The sequence below is a fragment of the Peribacillus sp. NPDC101481 genome (genome assembly GCF_044767165.1).
In the GTDB taxonomy this organism is placed as follows: domain Bacteria; phylum Bacillota; class Bacilli; order Bacillales; family DSM-1321; genus Peribacillus.
Genome location: NZ_JBIWNJ010000004.1, coordinates 232,050 through 249,233, shown reverse-complemented (window position 1 = coordinate 249,233; position 17,184 = coordinate 232,050). Strand labels below are relative to the sequence as shown.

The following is a 17,184-nucleotide window of genomic DNA, read 5'->3' as shown; positions in this document are numbered from 1 at the left end:
AGAAGCTGCGGCACTCAGTCAACGTACGAATTCATACGTGATCCATTGTAACGGCGGAAACCCGTCAAAGCCTACTGCATTTTCAGCTTTGCATCTCAGAGATGATTTTCGGATAGGCCTTGGACATCGACTTCCACCACATGTCGACTCTCTGTGGAACAGGGTTCCCATCTTACTCTTTCTCTTCATAGATTTTATAATATAAAGACAATTTAGCAAATTCTGATTATGAAGTCAACATAATTTATCATAAATCCTTTAAAAGGAGCAGGAAATTAGTCCCTCGTTAGCGAAACTTCCTTTATCCAGAGGATTTTTTGAACAAGAATAGGCTATAACTCCCTATTATCTTTCTAATCCCAACTATATTATAATAGAAGGCAGAACACTAAAGGAGACAACAGTATGTCTGAAAATAAAAAATTAAGCCTGGCGGATGCAGTCAAACAAAAACTGGCTCAAAAGCAAGCGGGATCAAGTAAAGATAAACTGGAAACAGGCGTTGTGAAAAAAACGAAACAGCTTAAAAGCCAGTTGACCAAAAAGCCGAATAACCAACGTAAGCGTACAGGGGTATAATCCTAATTTGTCAAAGGACAAGTACTGTTCGGAGCTTATCAGAGAGCAGTTACCTTTTATGAATGAGGGTACTGCTTTTTTATATGGAAGAGGCAGGGTGAGTTTGCTTTTTACCGTTTATAGGTAAGTTGAAGGGTGGGCTTCTGGTAATTTAGAGGGATAAAGAATGGTTCGCTCACCTCTAGAAAAAACATATTTTCTCGAATATGGAAATGACATCTCTGTATCGGTTTATTAAAAACATTACAGTTCCAGTTGTTTCTGTTTTAAAATTGTAAGAGTGGTGACATGTTGTTACCATATTGTTTTGCTAAAATAACATTTTAAGGTTTTGTAAATGATTTTTTAACTAAAGGAACCTATAGATTGAATGTTAGGTCTACTAGAAGGCTTATAGAATCAGTGATTATCCTTTAATTGAAAATATGAAATATATCGGGGGAATAAAGATGGACGAACGTCTGATCGGAAAAAAATATTATGAAACGATGATTGAGGATACAAGGAAGCACCCCATTCAAGCTTTGGGTGAAATGTTTCTCGTAGAACAAAAAAAGGAAAGAGCGGATTTAACCGCAATTCGATTTGCTCAAGGAGAAGTATATTTTCAGCATCATGACTATGAGGCAGCCATTTTTAAATGGGAAAACATAGAAGGGGAACTTGGTTCATGGGCGAAGAAAAACATCGCTGATGCTTATTTTGAACTGGAAATGTATTCAACCGCAGAGGATATCTATAAATCCGTCGATACGGATGAAGCGGTCTTGAAAACAGAGGTTCTTTTGCAACTGTTTTCCCTGTACATAGTGGAATCGAGAAATGACCTGGCTTCCAATGTCGTGAAAGAAGCAGTCGAGTTCCAACCGGACTACCCGAATGTCACGGAAATTGCACGTGCCTTTTTTGAAGAACAAAAGGATTGGAACAGTGCGGTGGTATTAGCGGCGAATGAAAGTATCCGTACAGAATCAATGGGCTGGTTCGATGTGCTGAAAACGTATATCCAGCAAGGTGTTGCCCAATCGATGGATCCGGATTATTTTTCAACTGTCCTTGGTTCGCTATACACACTCGACCAGGAACGTTTCGAAAAGGTGACGGTTGCCCTTTGGAAAAACTATAAATATACGGATTCTTATTTCGAATGGCTGAGAGTGATTAATAACTTGATAGATACCATCGAATTGAACCATGCGGATGTATGGGATGAGCTTTCCGTCTATTACAGGGATGCATATGCAGGTCTGTTAGAAGGAACGCACCTAATCAAGGAATTAAGTCCTGTCGTGCCAAGGTTGCTGGAAAACTGGCTCAAAATCGCAGACGGGGAGCTCTCGCTGTTTGCGGCGGCATCCGCGTTGTCCTGGAATGAAATCTTCCCGGATACGATCAATGCGTTGGTCATTCAGGACGCAGAGAGCCTGCTTTCGAAATCGCCTAAATTGGGTGGCGGACTGGAAGCGGGAGAGAAACTGTTCAATTCCATTATCCAGTGGGCTGAAGATAATGATTTAAAGGTTGGCAATAAGCTTAAATGGATGGTAGACGGGCTTAAGGATACCCGGAATTTCAATCTTCTTCTTGCTGGAAGTACAGGAAATGGCAAGACATCCTTTATTCAGTCAATCGTTGGTGAGAGCATTGCCGCTGAAGATCATTCGTCACTAGTCAGTGTCAAAGATGGGGATGATTTGGAAATCCTTGAAATTACCGATACAGATAGCAAAGTTGTCGAGGAGCTAACTGATTTGGATGAAACACGCCGCCAGCGCGGGACTATTGTCGATGTGACCATCATCAGTGACTACTTAAGGAATAATCATCTTCGATTATTGGATACTCCTGGGTTCAATGGGGAAAAAAGCGTGGAATCCGATTTCCAGGGCTATTTACATGGCAGTGATGGATTGATGTTCGTTCTTGACGCCCGGGCGCCTTTCACCGGCAGCGAACGGGATCTGTTATTGGAAATTCAAATGATGGCTCCGAAACTGCCGATTCATTTCTTATTAAATAAAATGGATACGATATACAGTGATCAGGTCGCAGTCCGGATGGAAGACGAAACATGGGATAAAGTGAATGCCTATTTCCCGAATGCGAAAGTATTCGCTTTCTCTAAACATTATGACAGCCGGCAGCAATTGAAGGACCTTTCAGCTTTCCTTCAATCGAATTATCAAGATGAAAATTGGAAGGAAAGAAGATCTGAAAAAATCCTGGCATTCATTCGTAAAACTTTATCTTATCTGTTAGAAAAACGGGCAGCCAATGAGCGGAAATGCGAGCATTCCATCTCTTGGAATGAACAGATGGAAGTCAAGCTGAATGGGGCTGTCAACCAATTGGCTGATTTGGAAAAAGAGAAAAGTGAAAATATCATAAGGTCGTATCGTTCGCTTAAGGACGAAGTGAAAAATCAGCTTTATTCAAAAATTCCTGAATTACTGAGGGATTGCTCTAAATCGTTAACGGAAAGCAGTGATTTCAGTCAGGTCCATGTACAGTTAAATCAGGAAATGAATGAGCGGATTCAAAACTTCATTTCTGACAAGATCATGCCTCAATATTACCGTTCTCTTCAAGACTGGATTGCCAGTTCCCAAATGGAGTTCTCACAAAGCCAGCAGTTTATGGATGAGATGAGTGCCGGTTTCAATGAATTATACAAAGAAGAACGGATTACGCTTGCAGGCGACTTCAGAGTATTGGATGACTGGCGCCGTGATGCCGACAGGATGACAAGCAGCATCCGCATCGAAAACGTCAATATCCTTTTGCGCAGGACTCCATCTCAATTACTGCTTAAAGGGGCAGGGAAGCTGTTTGGGGCGATACCGCAAAATAAAGCCAATATGTACAATCGTTATAAGAAATACCTGGAAAGTGAAGATTACCTGGATGTTGCGGAAATGATCACGGAGCGTTTCCTTACCCAATTTGGATTGTTTGAAAAATCTTTGGATCGTGACATCTCCCTTTTCTATCGCGGTTCATTTGCATTACTTCAAAAAACGATAGAGCAAACGCAGACTGAAATAAAAGACTACCAGGCTGCATTGGAGCATATGAAACAAAATCCGGAAGTTTACCGTGACCCTATCACTTTGTTCGAAGTGAAATTAAGGCAGTTGGAGCGGCTTGAAAAGATTGAGAAAAAGCGTCTAGCCCAGCTTCAAAGAAAATAAAAAATAACGGGGAACATTTCAAATATTCAAAAATCTATTGACTTTACGACTATATCCCTATAAAGTGATAATTACGAAAACGTAACACGATATATCTCTTATCAAGAGTGGCGGAGGGACTGGCCCTAAGATGCCCAGCAACCGTTCCATTAGGAATTGGTGCTAAATCCTGCAAAACAGAAATGTTTTGACAGATAAGAGAGGGACAAGTCTGCAAAACAGCCGATTAAACCTCTCTATATTAGAGAGGTTTTTATTTTGGGATTTACACCAACTTAACTGATAAGACTAATAAGAAAAAATGGAGGGAAACAAGATGAAAAGGTCTATTAAAGGTATATTCATTTCAGCCATCGCTTCCGCTTTGCTTTTAACGGGGTGCTCTACAGGTCAGAGTTCCACAGAGTCGAAGAAAGAAGAAAAAGTATCATTTGAAAATGTTCCGGAAAGATTCGCTGATGGAGATGGAGCCAGAATCAAAGTGATCCGTAAAATTGGCGGTGATGATCATACGGCCCAATACCTGGCGGGGGCGAAGGAAGAAGGAGAAGCACTGGGGTTTCAAGTGGATACTTACACAGCCAATGGTGATACGGCTAAATTCCATGATGCGATAGCGCAGGCTTTGGAGGAAGATTATGACGGCTATATCATTTCACATGGTGATGATGCAGCAACTGTGAATGACGTTCAAAAGTTGGTTGATGCAGGTAAAAGCGTTGTCACATTCGATTCAATAAGCGATCTATCTAAAATAGAAGGCGTGACATTAACTTCACAAGATGATGAAGCGTTGGCAACACTGGCTTTTGATAAGCTGATAAAAGAACAGAAAGGTAAAGCGGCAATTGCATACCTTTGGGTGGACGGTTTTCCTCCAATGGTAAGAAGAAATGCAGTCTATCAGGAAAAATTAAAAGAAAATCCTGGAATCAAAGAAGTCGAAAGATTCGGAGTGGCATCTGCTGATACATCGGTTCAGACACAAAATGCTGTAGCCGCAATGCTGAATAAATACCCTAAAGGTAAATTGGATGCCATTTTCGCAACATGGGATGCCTTTGCTATCGGTGCAGCCCGGGCGATTAAAGAGGCGGGCCGCGATGAAGTGAAGATATATGGAATAGATGTCTCGAATGCAGATCTCCAGGAAATCCAATCGGCTGATAGCTCATGGTCCTACACGGCAGCAGTAGATCCCAAGTTGATCGGTGCAGTGAATATGAGGATATTGGCTAAAAAATTAGCGGGCGAAGAAACGCCGCAAACCTATGACTTGAAGGCTTCACTTATTTCACAAAAGCAAATCCAAGCGTCTAAAGAAGCGGTGAACATGGCAAATCTGTCTGGTATTGTCGATGGCTGGGGTGTATCGACGGAATTTGAAGAAGATTGGATGAAGGTTTTGAAAGATCATTATAAAAATTAAAAAGAGACACTCTCTTTCAAGTAGAAGGGAGTGTCTGTTCAATAAGGGGGAATGGACATGGGCACGCAACTAGAAATGAAGAAGATTTCGATTGAATTTCCGGGGGTGAAGGCGCTGAGTGATGTTGATTTTTCCGTAAAATCGGGGACAGCCCACGCATTGGTCGGTGCAAACGGAGCAGGGAAATCGACGTTAATGAAAGTTTTATCGGGAGCCCATGTTCATTATTCAGGTGACATTTATATTGATGGGGTGAAGAGGGATATCCGCTCACCAAAAGCGGCTCAAGAACAAGGCATTCAAATTGTTTATCAGGAAGTGGATACCGCCCTCATCCCTTATTTAACGGTTGGGGAAAATGTAATGTTGAATGATATGGTCCAAAACATGGGAAAAAAACAGATGGTCCAATGGAAAGAGCTGCATAACCAAGCGGCTTCTATTCTTGAAGATATGAAAATTCGTGTCCCTTCGAAAAAGCTGGTAAGAGACCTTACCTTGGCTGAAAAACAGATGGTCCTGATAGCAAGAGCCGTTTCGACAGAATGCAAATTCCTGATTCTCGACGAGCCAACTGCTCCGTTAAGTCAAACGGAGACTACAGAACTTTTTCGAATTGTAAATGAATTAAAGCAAAAAGGCGTGGGAATCATTTTCATTTCACATCGTCTGCCCGAAATTTTTGAAATCTGTGAGGAAATTACAATCATGAGGAATGGGGAGCGTGTCACAAGTCGAAAGAAGGAAGATATAACCCGTACCGAAGTCGTAGAGAACATGCTTGGAAAAACCATGGATGAACAGTTTCCTGAAGTGAATGCTTCGATTGGCGACGTTATTCTGGAAGTGAACGGATTGTCAGATGCAGAGAAAGTTAAAAATGTCAGTTTGAATATTAAAGCAGGCGAGATAATCGGCTTGGCAGGGTTGGTCGGGGCTGGGAAAACGGAGCTGTGTAAAACCCTTTTCGGCCATACGTCCATCACAGCGGGGGAAGTCATCCTGAATGGTCGAAAGCTTTCCTTGAAATCACCACACGAAGCAGTAAAAAGCGGTCTGGCACTTGTACCTGAGGAACGCAGGAAAGAAGGGGTCCTTGTTCAGGAATCAGTCTCGGCGAACTTGACGGCAGCCAGTCTTGGCAAATTCTCCAAGACATTCAGCTTCGTGAATCGCAAGGCGGAAAAGGAAAGAGCGAAGGAAATGATCGCAAGCCTCGGCATTAAAACTCCTTCAGGGGAAGTGAATGTCGAAAACCTTTCAGGTGGCAATCAGCAAAAAGTTGCCATCGGGAAATGGCTTATGGCCGATGCGGATGTATACATATTCGATGAACCAACGAAAGGGGTCGATGTTGGAGCCAAGAAGGATATATTCGAATTGATTGCAGAGCTTGCAAGGAATGGGAAGGCGATCATTTATGCATCATCCGAGCTTTCCGAAATCATTGGCATTACCAACCGGACATATGTGTTATATGACGGGAGCACTGTCATCGAATTAGAAACAAGTAAAACGAATGAAGAAGAACTACTATTCTATTCAACAGGAGGAAAATAGAATGAGCATACCCAATCCTGTTACACAGACAGCGAAAGTGAAGAAAAAGGTGGAACTATTCGACTTTTTCTATAAATACGGCACAATATTGACGATTATCATTCTGATTGGAATTTTTGCCGTGTCCAATCCATCTTTCATTCAAACTACGAATCTGGTCAACATCCTGCGTTCCATTTCAATCGTGACCATCATTGCGATCGGCATTACGATATCCCTGACCGTGGATGGCTTCGACCTTTCCGTCGGCTCCGTCGCATCATTGGCCAATGCCATCGTCATCTCGATGTTTGTCTGGTTTTCACAGGATACATTAATTGCCATATTAGCTGCGATCGGTGCCTCACTTGTCGTAGGCGCCTTGAATTCATTCATGATCGTTAAATTGAGAATTCCCGACATGCTGATGACTTTGGCTACCATGTTCATTATCCAGGGAATTGCCCTTACCTATACAAAAGGGGCCACGGTTTCGCAAAATATGGTCATGCCAGACGGGACGTTCGCAACAGGACTGATCAGCCCGTTTTTCGCCAAAATTGGCCAGGTACCGTGGATAATCCTGATCATGGCCGTCATTGTGATAGCGACCCATATCTTTTTGACTTATACGAAGCACGGTCGTTATATGTACATTATTGGGGGAAATAAGGAAGCGGCGAGACTTTCCGGGATATCGGTCAATAAATACAAAATCCTTGCCTATCTGCTTTCGGCTCTATTTGCTGCAATCGGGGGGATTGTCCTTGCTTCAAGGGTCATGACATCGGAAATCAATTCAGGGTCACCCTATTTAATGGATGCCGTCGCGGCTGCCTTCATTGGTTCCTCCGTTTTAGGAGCGGGAAAACCGAATGCCTTTGGAACCTTTGTCGGAGCAGTCCTGATCGGAATCCTACAAAATGGGCTGATCATGATGTCCGTTCCGTATTATGCGATGGATATCGTCAAAGGAACAGTGCTGGCCCTTGCTCTCGCTGTAACTTATTACAAACAAAAACACTAAAATGAATCCGTTACGTTTATATGACTATATGATAAGTCTGCATGTGGATGAAATGTGAGACTGTAACTCGTGGTGAGTTTTAACTATAAGATGATAGGGGAAGAGGGTTCTTTTTAACCCTCTTTCCACACTAATCTCCAATATTCAAATTTTTAAAAAGTAAAAACACTCACTATATTTTGTTTTTATAAATGACTTTGTTCACATCGTGTCTTACTGTTTTGTGACCTTCTTTAATTCCTTTCCCCATGGCGATAAGCATAACATCTAAATACCTATCAGAAATTTTTAAAGCTGACTTTAATTGTTCGGAATCATACCCGGACATTGTAATGGTTTCAAGACCTGCCTCGTTCGCCAATAAAACTAACGACATTGACGCCAGGCTTGCGTCTCTTATTAATTCAACCTTTAAATCCTCTTTTGATTTATTTAGATAATAATTGATTGCCGCGTTTGTTAGATAATCTCTTACTGATGCGTCAAAATAACCTTTTTGAAACTCATCCTCATGTATCATTATGATATTTTCTTTTTCAAATGCTTGATAATCACCTAGTATAACAATCAGTACTGAGGCCTCAATTACCTGTTGCTGATTAAAAGCAATGGGCAGTAACAAATTCTTTAAATATGGTTCATCTATAACCAGGTATCGTGTTGCTTGAATATTGTTTCCGTTAGGCGATTTACTGGCTCCTTCAATAAATGTCGCCAACGTTTCGGGACTAATTTTATAATCGGGATCGTACTGCCTTACGGAACGTCTTTTTTCTATAATCTCCCTTACACTCATCGTGTTCACTCCCAATGTTATATTTGCTTCATAATCAGAGTATAATGGACCCATGATGTAGAAGAAAATAACGCACAATAAAGTGGCATAGCCACCTTTATGTGCCTATTCAGGAGGAATGAGGAATGAAGAGTTTAAATACTGGAATAAATATTTTCATGAATACTGTAGGAGGAAAGTGGAAATGCTTAATCCTCTTTTTTCTGAGTCAAAAACCAATGAGGACAAAAGAGTTTTATATTCTAATACCGGCCATTACCCAGAAAGTTTTGACCGACCAATTAAAGCAGTTAGAAAGAGATGGGCTTGTCCGAAGAGAAGTATATAAAGTAGTACCACCAAAAGTAGAATACAGTTTAACTGAGTTGGGTCAATCCTTTGTACCTGTATTAAATACAATGTGTGAATGGGGCACTACATATGCAGTTGAACAAAATCTCGAAAGACAAGAACAAATCTGTCGCCATCATAAATAGTAAGAGCTGCATCAACTAGGAGTATGGCTTTTTTTTTGACAAGTTCAGTGATGCAAGCAGAATTTATTCAAGCTATCAGTATAATTGTCAGAAATACAAAATGTCTTGAAGATGACTTTTGGCAGTCTCTCTAGAGATTGTAATAAACTAACAGGTGCTTTACTTTAAAATAGTTGCTTTGCCCCGCTCTTTTTCTTAAAATGTAACGGTTAGTTGCATAAGATTTTTTTTGCTTTATAATTAGTACCAGGTGTTAATATCAAGTTATAAAATGATGCAATTCATACACACGAGGTGGCTATTCTATGTTCAAATCCAAAGCACGTATTACTGCGATAGGTTCGTATGTTCCTGAAAAAAGGTTAACAAATAAAGACTTAGAAAAAATGGTTGAAACCAATGATGAATGGATTGTTAAACGTACTGGTATTAAAGAACGAAGAATTGCACATGAAGAAGAGTTTACTAGTGATATAGGTTATAAAGCTGTAAAGGATTTAATGGAACGGTATGATAAATCTGTCGAAGATGTTGATATGATCATTGTCTGTACCTTTACACCTGATTTCAACACTCCAAGTGTAGCATCTTTAGTCCAAGCAAAGCTAGGTATTAAGAATACTGGAGCTATTGATTTAAACGCTGCCTGTGCAGGATTTACTTATGGGCTGCATGTAGCTAATGGATTAGTAACATCTGGTTTAAACAAGAAAGTTCTTGTTATTGGAGCTGATACTTTATCTAAACTTATGGACTATGAAGATCGAGCCACTTGTATTTTATTTGGAGATGGCGGAGGAGCAGTTCTTGTAGAATATGATGAAAAACAGCCAAGTTTTATTTCTTCACATTTGTATTCTGAGGGAGAAGGCGGAAAACATTTATATAGTACAAACCTATCGACACGAATAAATGGTGAAGACTTAAATAATAGTGGCAACCTTGTACAAAATGGACGTGAGGTTTATAAATGGGCTGTCACGACCGTTCCAAAAGGAATGCAAACTGTGATGAAAAATGCCGAATATCAATTGAATGATGTTGATTGGTTCGTACCGCATAGTGCAAATTTAAGAATGATTGAATCAATATGTGATAGAAGTGGCTTTCCAATTGAGCGTACTTTATATAGCTTAGTGGAGTATGGAAATACTTCTTCAGCGACAATTCCATTAGCTTTAGAAATAGGATTAAAAGAAGGGAAGCTCAGTGGTGGTGAGAAGGTTTTATTATATGGTTTCGGCGGTGGGTTAGCTCAAGCTGGATTGCTTATCAATTGGACCTTATAACGCTTTTTTCTACAACTAATAACGAGTTTGTACCAAAAGAAGGCCTCTCATTGGGGGCCTTCTTAAAGTATGATTCTTTGAAAAAGTTTCATTCAAACTTAAATGAAGAGTCAGGATAATTCAACTGGACCCTTATTTGTATTTAGACAACTAGAGGTATACCACATCATCCTCTAAAAAAAACAGAACCTTTGAACTGAAGTGAACCCAAATGGTTAGTCACTTTATTTAAACAGCCTTGAAGGCATGAACCCGGTAATCTACCGGGCTCATGCCTTTTTATTTTATATTTGGTCAAAAAAACTGCACCTCCATTTTGGGTGCAGTTCATTTACGGTTCTCTATTATCTTACTTAACATTCTCTTCGGAAGCGTCTGTATTCTCTATTGAACCAATCTTTTGTTTGTTTATTGCATTTTCAGCGGTATTCAACTTTTTTCTCATTGGGAAGTAATACAAAACAGCTGGGACAACTAACCCAATAATCCAAGCGATATCTGCTCCTTCAAAAGCCTTGGCTATCGGTCCTACATAGAATGATGTGTTTATAAAAGGGATTTCCGCCAAGATTGATACAAGAAATGCCATACAAGTAATCCAATTTATTTTGCCATATTGACCGTTCACATCAAAAATATCTTTTACATTGTAATGGCCATGTCGCAGCAAATAATAATCAACAAGGTTGATGGATGTCCAGGGAATTAAAAAATAACTAATGAAAAAGATGAAATTCAAGAAAAAGGATAGGAAATTACTCTGACCTAGTAAGCACAAAACGGTACCTGCTACTGTTACACAGAATATCATTCCTATTCGTACTTTCGGTGTGACCTTTAATTTAATAAACGGTTCAATTGTTGTTATGGTTGCCATGAATGCTCCATATAGGTTAAAGACATTTATAGCAAGCTGTCCAAAGATGATTATAAAGAACATGATTATAGCAAAATTTCCAAACAGGCTGGCCAAGTTACCGCCAGAGTGATCAAGGAAGTTAGGAATCGCTATGGTTAAGGTTGCGCCTAATGTCATCATCCATATAGTCCCGATGACTGTGCCAGCGTAACTATACCAAAATGTATGGGCCGTGGGTGTGGTTATCGGTAGATAGCGAGAATAGTCTGCAACGTAGGGGGCATAAGCCAATTGCCATGTAGCAACCATACTCACTGCCAGCAAAAACACTGGTATATCCAAATTCCCAATGGCCCAACTGCCTGCCGGAACTTGCAATTGGAAGACTATATATGTAGCTACAATATAAATACAAAGAGACGCCCAGGATAATAATTTTTGCATTTTATGAATTAAGTTATAGCCATAAATGGTGGCCACGAAACAAAGTACATTTAAAAGTATTATGCTCCATGTTTGGTCGATCTTTGTTAAACTGCTTAAGGTTTGTGCTGCAAGCAAACCGCTGCTGGCAAAGAAGCCTAAATAGACAAACATAACGAGAAACAAGGGGAAGATGGCTCCGATTACACCAAATTGAGCCCGGCTTTGGATCATTTGCGGAATTCCGAGTTGAGGTCCTTGAGCTGAATGGGAGGCCATGAAAATGGCGCCTAATAAGGTACCGACAATAATTGCAGCCAGACTCCAAAATAAATTAAGACCTAATGTAATGGGCAATGCCCCGGTCACAAGGGTGGTAATATGCATATTTGCCCCAAACCAAATTGGAAATAAATCACGGGCCTTGCCATGGCGTTCATCTGCCGGAATATATTCTATACTGCGAGTTTCAACTTTCATCAATTTACCCCCTATCAAATTCGGTATACTACCATGTACCATGCAAGCTTATTTTATAGAATCACTATAATTGTAAGCGTATACAGATGTCAATATTTTCAGAAAAAATAATTTTTAGGTAACTATCATAAAATATCCGTTCATTCATCTAGTGAATTTCAATAAATCAGATTGATCATTAGACTGAATGATTGGAAATATTAAACTCTAGTTTGAAAATTGTGGAACAACATGTCTTCCAATAAAAAATAAAAATTTTATATTTTTTGAATTGACAGTCTATTTTCCATGACCTATAATTGCACTTATCAAGAGCTTGCATGGTACATGGTACAAACTTTTAAAAAGGAGGGGCTTTTCATTACAGCTATCTTAACGTTGGGGATTACTGCTCAGGTTACGAACGCTATACGCGAATCCATAGTAACTGGAGATTATGAACCAGGACAAAAATTATCGGAAACTGTTTTATCTGAATATTACAAAGTTAGTAGAACCCCTATAAGGGAAGCATTTAAACAGCTAGAAAGAGAAGGGTTAGTCGAGATCATTCCAAGGGTTGGAACATGTGTGACCAAACCAACTGAAAAGGAACTGGATGAGTTATTTACTTTAAAGGAAGTAATGGAAGGGCTCGCAGCGGGGCTGCTTGCAGAAAGCGGGAGTGCTGAAGACATTAATAACCTTAAGCAAGCAGTGTCTGACATGGAGGTTGCTATACAAACCTCGGATAAAAAGCTATATGTCGAGGCTAATGATGTTTTTCATTCAGTCATCCAAGAAGGCGCCAATAACTCTAAATTAAGTTACATGCTAAATTTGCTGCTCAATCAAATACCTTATAGACAGTATGTCTTTTTAACCATTGAAGATCCGAATCGCCGTGAGAGATCACTAAAGGAACATCAGGCGGTCTTGATTGCTATAGAGAAAGGCAATCGGGAGGAAGCGGAGAAGGCCATGCGAGAGCATGTAAAAGCAAGTGGAATGCAACTTAAAATGGACATAGCAAAGAAACTTGGTCAAAAAAAGTGATATGAGGGGGAATGAGTACTATGAAATTTGGAATCTTTGCAAACCTTGCAGGACAGGGAAGACATGATGAATATTATAAAGTGCTGGACGAAGCCCGTGAGCAAGCTATTTATTGTGATGAAAATGGTTATGATTCGATTTGGTATACCGAGCACCACTTTGGTCATGAAGGAAATGAATTGATTTCTAACCCGATCTTAATGGGGGCTGATATTGCTGCACGTACAAAGAACATTCGAATTGGACAAGCTGCGAATGTCGCCACTTTCTGGCATCCGCTGCGTTTGGCGGAAGACATAGCAATGCTTGATCAGTTAAGCAAAGGACGTGTGGAAGTTGGTCTGGCACGTGGATTATACGGACGGGAAGCGGCTAATTTAAACACTTTGGCTGATCCGGCAAATCAAGAACAAAACCGTGCACTGTTTGAGGAAACATTGGAAATTTTAAAAAAGGCTTGGTCAAACCGATTCTTTTCACATCAAGGTGACATCTATCAATTTCCTCCTAAAGGTTTAAAGTGGAGTCACCCTATGAGCCCATCAACACCGGAGTTTATGGATATGGAGAAAGGAGAAATTGATAAGATTTCCCTTATGCCTAGACCTTACCAGCAATCACTTCCTCTGTGGCAGGTAATTGATTCACCGCGTTCTATTGAATTGGCCGCGGAGAACGATATACAAGGAATGTTTTGGATGCCGACCGTCAAAGAATTAAAAGGCCGTTTTGAACTGTACCGTGAAAGGGCTTCTAAATCCAAAGGCTATGAAGTGCCACTTGGTCAGGGTATTGCTTTGGTACGTGATGTATATGTAGCGGAAACGATGGAACAGGCTCGTCAAGATGCGGCAGAAGCAGTATTGAACAATTATCGCTGGATTTGTCACTGGAGAGGACTTAGCAACCTTATGGATCCGGGCGAAACAGTAAAAGAAGGGCAGGAATTGAACTATGAATTCTTACACCCAAGAAATTTATTGTTTGGTACACCTGACTATGTAGCAGAGAAAATTCAGGAATTGAAGGAAGAACTGAATTTGGAAACATTACTGCTTTGGGTGAACCATAATGGTTTGCCACATGAAAAAATGATGAAAAGTTTAAAATTGTTCACGGAAGAAGTAATGCCAAGATTCACAAAAACTAAATTGGGGGTAATGTAAATGTTAGATATTCGTAAAGTGTATACAGCTATAGAAGAAACACGTATTGAGGGCGGTAAAAAAGTAGAGAATCCCATCAAGATGATAACAACTATGGCGGTTATCAAAAACCCATGGGCTGGAAGAGGATATGTTGATAATTTAAAACCGGAAATTGATGAATTTGCACCGCAAATTGGCGAACTATTAGTTGCTGAACTATTTAAGCACATTGATTCCGCTGATGACGTCGAAGCATTCGGCAAGGCAGCTGTCGTGGGTGTTGATGGGGAGGTTGAGCATGCATCAGCTTTTATCCACACTTTGAAATTCGGTAACAAATTCAGGGACGCCGTGAAAGGAACGAGTATCTTAAGCTTTACTAATAAGCGTGGTGGCGCTGGATCTGCGGTGCTCATACCGATGGTACATAAGACAGATGAGTCTGAACGCTCTCATTTCATTACATTTGAAGCTTCTATACCTGATGCACCTAGGGCCGATGAGATCGTTGTTGCCATTGGGGCTTCTACAGGAGGACGTCCTCATCCGAGAACAGGAAACAGGCATCAAGATATGGTTGAAATGGGGCTGGTTTAATGCCAACTACATTGCATGGAAAAGATTCGCTTCATTATGAAGAGAAAGGGATGGGGCAATCGCTTATCTTTATTCATGGTGTTGGTCTTGATCTTACGATGTGGAAAAAACAAGTTGAAGATTTGTCGAAACATTTCCGTGTTATCACATATGACATGGTTGGGCACGGAGGATCTGAGCATCCTCCGGGTCCTTATTCCCTTTCACAGTTTGTTGAGCAGTTAGAAGAACTAATGAATCACTTACGGATTGAAGGAAGTCATATTATTGGTTTCTCCATGGGTGGTATGGTCGCTCAGGCATTTGCATTAAAATATCCGGATAAAGTGAAAACGCTAACAATTATGAACGCAGTGGCCAATCGGACGAAGGAACAGAGGAAAGCCGTTTTAAAAAGAGTGGAAGAAGTGAAAATAACGGGCCCTTTGGCAACAATTGAACCGGCCATTAAACGATGGTTTAATATTGAATTCTTGAAATCAAAGGAAGAAACTGTAAGTGAAATTCGGGAAAGACTTCAGACAAACGATGCTGCTTCATATTTAGCGGCCTATACACTTTTTGCAACTGCGGATGAAGATTTGTGGCCGCAGATCCACCAGATTAATATACCGACCCAAATTATAACAGGGGAGCATGATGTAGGTTCAAATCCCGAAATGGCAAGACAAATGCATGAAAAGATTGTGGATTCAGAATTAATGATAGTACCAAATATGAGGCATATGCTGCCGATAGAAGGAGCCAAAATAGTGAACGAAGCTATTAGGTCGTTTATTGAAAGACAAAAGCAAAGGGGTGACTCGATGTGAAAGAGCTGAAGAAATATCAGATGTATATAAACGGGGAATGGATAGAATCATCAAGTGGTGAATATTTCGATAGTTATAACCCTGCAACCGAAGAAGCTTGGTGTCAAGTCGCTAAAGGGAATGCTGAAGATGTAAATCATGCCGTTCAATCTGCGCATAATGCATTCCTGCATTCGGGATGGACCAATATGACATTCACGGAGCGGGGGCGTCTGGTTAGAAATCTTGGAGAGCTGATTGCTGATCACTCTGAAGAGCTTGCGAAAGTCGAATCACTGGATAATGGGAAATTAATACGCGAAATGCGCGGTCAGGTAAAATATTTACCTGAATTTTTCTATTACTATGCGGGTCTAGCAGATAAAATCCATGGTCAAACCTTACCAATTGATAAAAAAGATATGTTCGCTTTTACATCCAAAGAGCCGCTGGGGGTAGTAGCCGCCATTACTCCTTGGAATTCCCCTCTTTATTTAACAACCTTGAAGCTTGCACCTGCACTTATTGCAGGAAATACCATAGTCATTAAACCTTCGGAAATGACTTCGGCCTCTCTATTGGAATTGGTGAAACTGGTAGAAGAAGCTGGTTTTCCACCTGGTGTAGTCAATGTAGTTACCGGCTTTGGAACTCCTGTAGGCGATACACTCACCTCCCATCCTCTTGTAAGGCGTGTGGCCTTTACGGGAGGTTCAGAATCAGCACGGCATATTGTTCGTAATTCGGCTCAAAATTTTGCGCAGGTATCGCTTGAACTTGGAGGGAAATCACCCAATATCGTATTTGAGGATGCTAATCCGGATAATGCGGCGATGGGTATCATAGCTGGTATTTTTGGTGCTTCAGGACAAAGTTGTGTGGCAGGTTCGCGTGCATTTTTACATGTTGATATTTACGATGAAGTGATGCAAAAACTCGTAGACAGAGTATCGAAAATCAAGATCGGTGATCCTTTTCAAGATGAAACAGAAATGGGTCCGCTGGCTACGCAGGCCCAATTGGAGCGAGTCGAAAAATACGTGGCTATCGGGTTAGATGAAGGTGGTAAACTTGTTTGCGGAGGCAAAAAGCCTGAATATTTAGAAAAAGGTTGGTATTTTGAACCCACGATCTTCGAGCATCACGATAATAATTCCCGTATTACAAAGGAAGAAATATTTGGCCCTGTGTTAAGTGTTATCCCTTTTAAAGATGAAGAAGAGGTTATTCAATTAGCAAACAGTACTGATTACGGATTGGCAGCTGGAATTTGGGTGAGTGATATTGCAAAAGCTCATCGAGTCGCGAAAGCTATACGTGCTGGAATTGTTTGGGTGAATACCTATCGAAGTATTTCACCAATTGCTGCAATCGGCGGATCTGGCCTAAGCGGTTATGGAAGAGAAGGCGGTTATGAAGCGATTCATGAATATATGCAAGATAAAGTTGTTTGGATCAATACATCATCTGAACCGATTCCTGACCCGTTCATAATGAGATAATGGGAATTTTTAGGTAGGCACTT

General features: G+C 40.6%; 14 protein-coding genes, 1 riboswitch and 1 other annotated feature (1 of these 16 cut by a window edge). Of the genes, 12 read left to right on the top strand and 2 right to left on the bottom strand.

The genetic code is table 11. The features are described from left to right. Positions 1 to 198, bottom strand: a binding site (T-box leader) (it extends 49 nt beyond the left edge of the window). A 207-nt stretch (positions 199 to 405) separates the two neighbouring features. The 5 genes from ACIROD_RS22805 (at position 406) to ACIROD_RS22785 (ending at position 7,765) form a co-directional block, all read left to right on the top strand. Next, positions 406 to 579, top strand: coding sequence for a hypothetical protein (locus tag ACIROD_RS22805; RefSeq protein ID WP_164468807.1), 174 nt, complete (start codon positions 406 to 408; stop codon positions 577 to 579). Positions 580 to 1,028: 449 nt separating this feature from the next. Continuing rightward, a complete protein-coding gene (locus ACIROD_RS22800; RefSeq protein WP_402944562.1) occupies positions 1,029 to 3,770 on the top strand; it encodes a GTPase domain-containing protein in 2,742 nt (913 codons plus the stop codon). 95 nt (positions 3,771 to 3,865) lie between these two features. Beyond that, positions 3,866 to 3,971: riboswitch (SAM riboswitch) on the top strand. Positions 3,972 to 4,086: 115 nt separating this feature from the next. Beyond that, entirely contained in the window at positions 4,087 to 5,199 is a 1,113-nt protein-coding gene (locus tag ACIROD_RS22795; RefSeq protein ID WP_101224950.1) for a sugar ABC transporter substrate-binding protein, read from the top strand. 57 nt (positions 5,200 to 5,256) lie between these two features. Continuing rightward, entirely contained in the window at positions 5,257 to 6,759 is a 1,503-nt protein-coding gene (locus ACIROD_RS22790; protein WP_402944558.1) for a sugar ABC transporter ATP-binding protein, read from the top strand. 1 nt (position 6,760) lies between these two features. Next, entirely contained in the window at positions 6,761 to 7,765 is a 1,005-nt protein-coding gene (locus ACIROD_RS22785) for an ABC transporter permease (RefSeq protein WP_101224948.1), read from the top strand. A 172-nt stretch (positions 7,766 to 7,937) separates the two neighbouring features. On the opposite strand, the gene ACIROD_RS22780 is transcribed toward ACIROD_RS22785, so the two are convergent. After that, complete coding sequence (locus ACIROD_RS22780) at positions 7,938 to 8,561, bottom strand: nitroreductase family protein (protein ID WP_260356388.1); 624 nt, start codon at positions 8,559 to 8,561, stop codon at positions 7,938 to 7,940. Between the two features lie 125 nt (positions 8,562 to 8,686). On the opposite strand from ACIROD_RS22780, the gene ACIROD_RS22775 reads away from it, so the two are divergent. Beyond that, positions 8,687 to 9,037 (top strand): winged helix-turn-helix transcriptional regulator, encoded by a 351-nt coding sequence (locus ACIROD_RS22775; protein ID WP_101224946.1) that lies wholly within the window; start codon positions 8,687 to 8,689, stop codon positions 9,035 to 9,037. 305 nt (positions 9,038 to 9,342) lie between these two features. Continuing rightward, positions 9,343 to 10,326: a ketoacyl-ACP synthase III gene (locus ACIROD_RS22770; protein WP_101224945.1), complete on the top strand. Its 984-nt coding sequence runs from the start codon at positions 9,343 to 9,345 to the stop codon at positions 10,324 to 10,326. Between the two features lie 349 nt (positions 10,327 to 10,675). On the opposite strand, the gene ACIROD_RS22765 is transcribed toward ACIROD_RS22770, so the two are convergent. Next, positions 10,676 to 12,088: a purine-cytosine permease family protein gene (locus ACIROD_RS22765; protein ID WP_402944547.1), complete on the bottom strand. Its 1,413-nt coding sequence runs from the start codon at positions 12,086 to 12,088 to the stop codon at positions 10,676 to 10,678. Between the two features lie 327 nt (positions 12,089 to 12,415). On the opposite strand from ACIROD_RS22765, the gene ACIROD_RS22760 reads away from it, so the two are divergent. Genes ACIROD_RS22760 through ACIROD_RS22740 form a run of 5 tightly spaced genes read left to right on the top strand, consistent with a single transcriptional unit; the run spans position 12,416 to position 17,161 of the window. Next, entirely contained in the window at positions 12,416 to 13,123 is a 708-nt protein-coding gene (locus tag ACIROD_RS22760) for a GntR family transcriptional regulator (protein WP_230177894.1), read from the top strand. Positions 13,124 to 13,143: 20 nt separating this feature from the next. After that, positions 13,144 to 14,289 carry an LLM class flavin-dependent oxidoreductase gene (locus ACIROD_RS22755; protein ID WP_101224942.1) on the top strand — a complete coding sequence of 382 codons (1,146 nt, stop codon included), beginning with the start codon at positions 13,144 to 13,146 and terminating at the stop codon, positions 14,287 to 14,289. Then, complete coding sequence (locus ACIROD_RS22750) at positions 14,290 to 14,868, top strand: amino acid synthesis family protein (protein WP_057278565.1); 579 nt, start codon at positions 14,290 to 14,292, stop codon at positions 14,866 to 14,868. It abuts the gene before it with no gap. After that, the gene (locus tag ACIROD_RS22745) at positions 14,868 to 15,680 is read left to right on the top strand and encodes an alpha/beta fold hydrolase (protein ID WP_402944541.1); all 813 of its coding nucleotides are present in this window, start codon (positions 14,868 to 14,870) and stop codon (positions 15,678 to 15,680) included. The genes ACIROD_RS22750 and ACIROD_RS22745 overlap by 1 nt, the downstream gene beginning before the upstream one ends. Next, complete coding sequence (locus ACIROD_RS22740; protein ID WP_402944537.1) at positions 15,677 to 17,161, top strand: aldehyde dehydrogenase; 1,485 nt, start codon at positions 15,677 to 15,679, stop codon at positions 17,159 to 17,161. Before ACIROD_RS22745 ends, ACIROD_RS22740 begins: the two co-directional genes overlap by 4 nt. Positions 17,162 to 17,184: the final 23 nt, after the last annotated feature.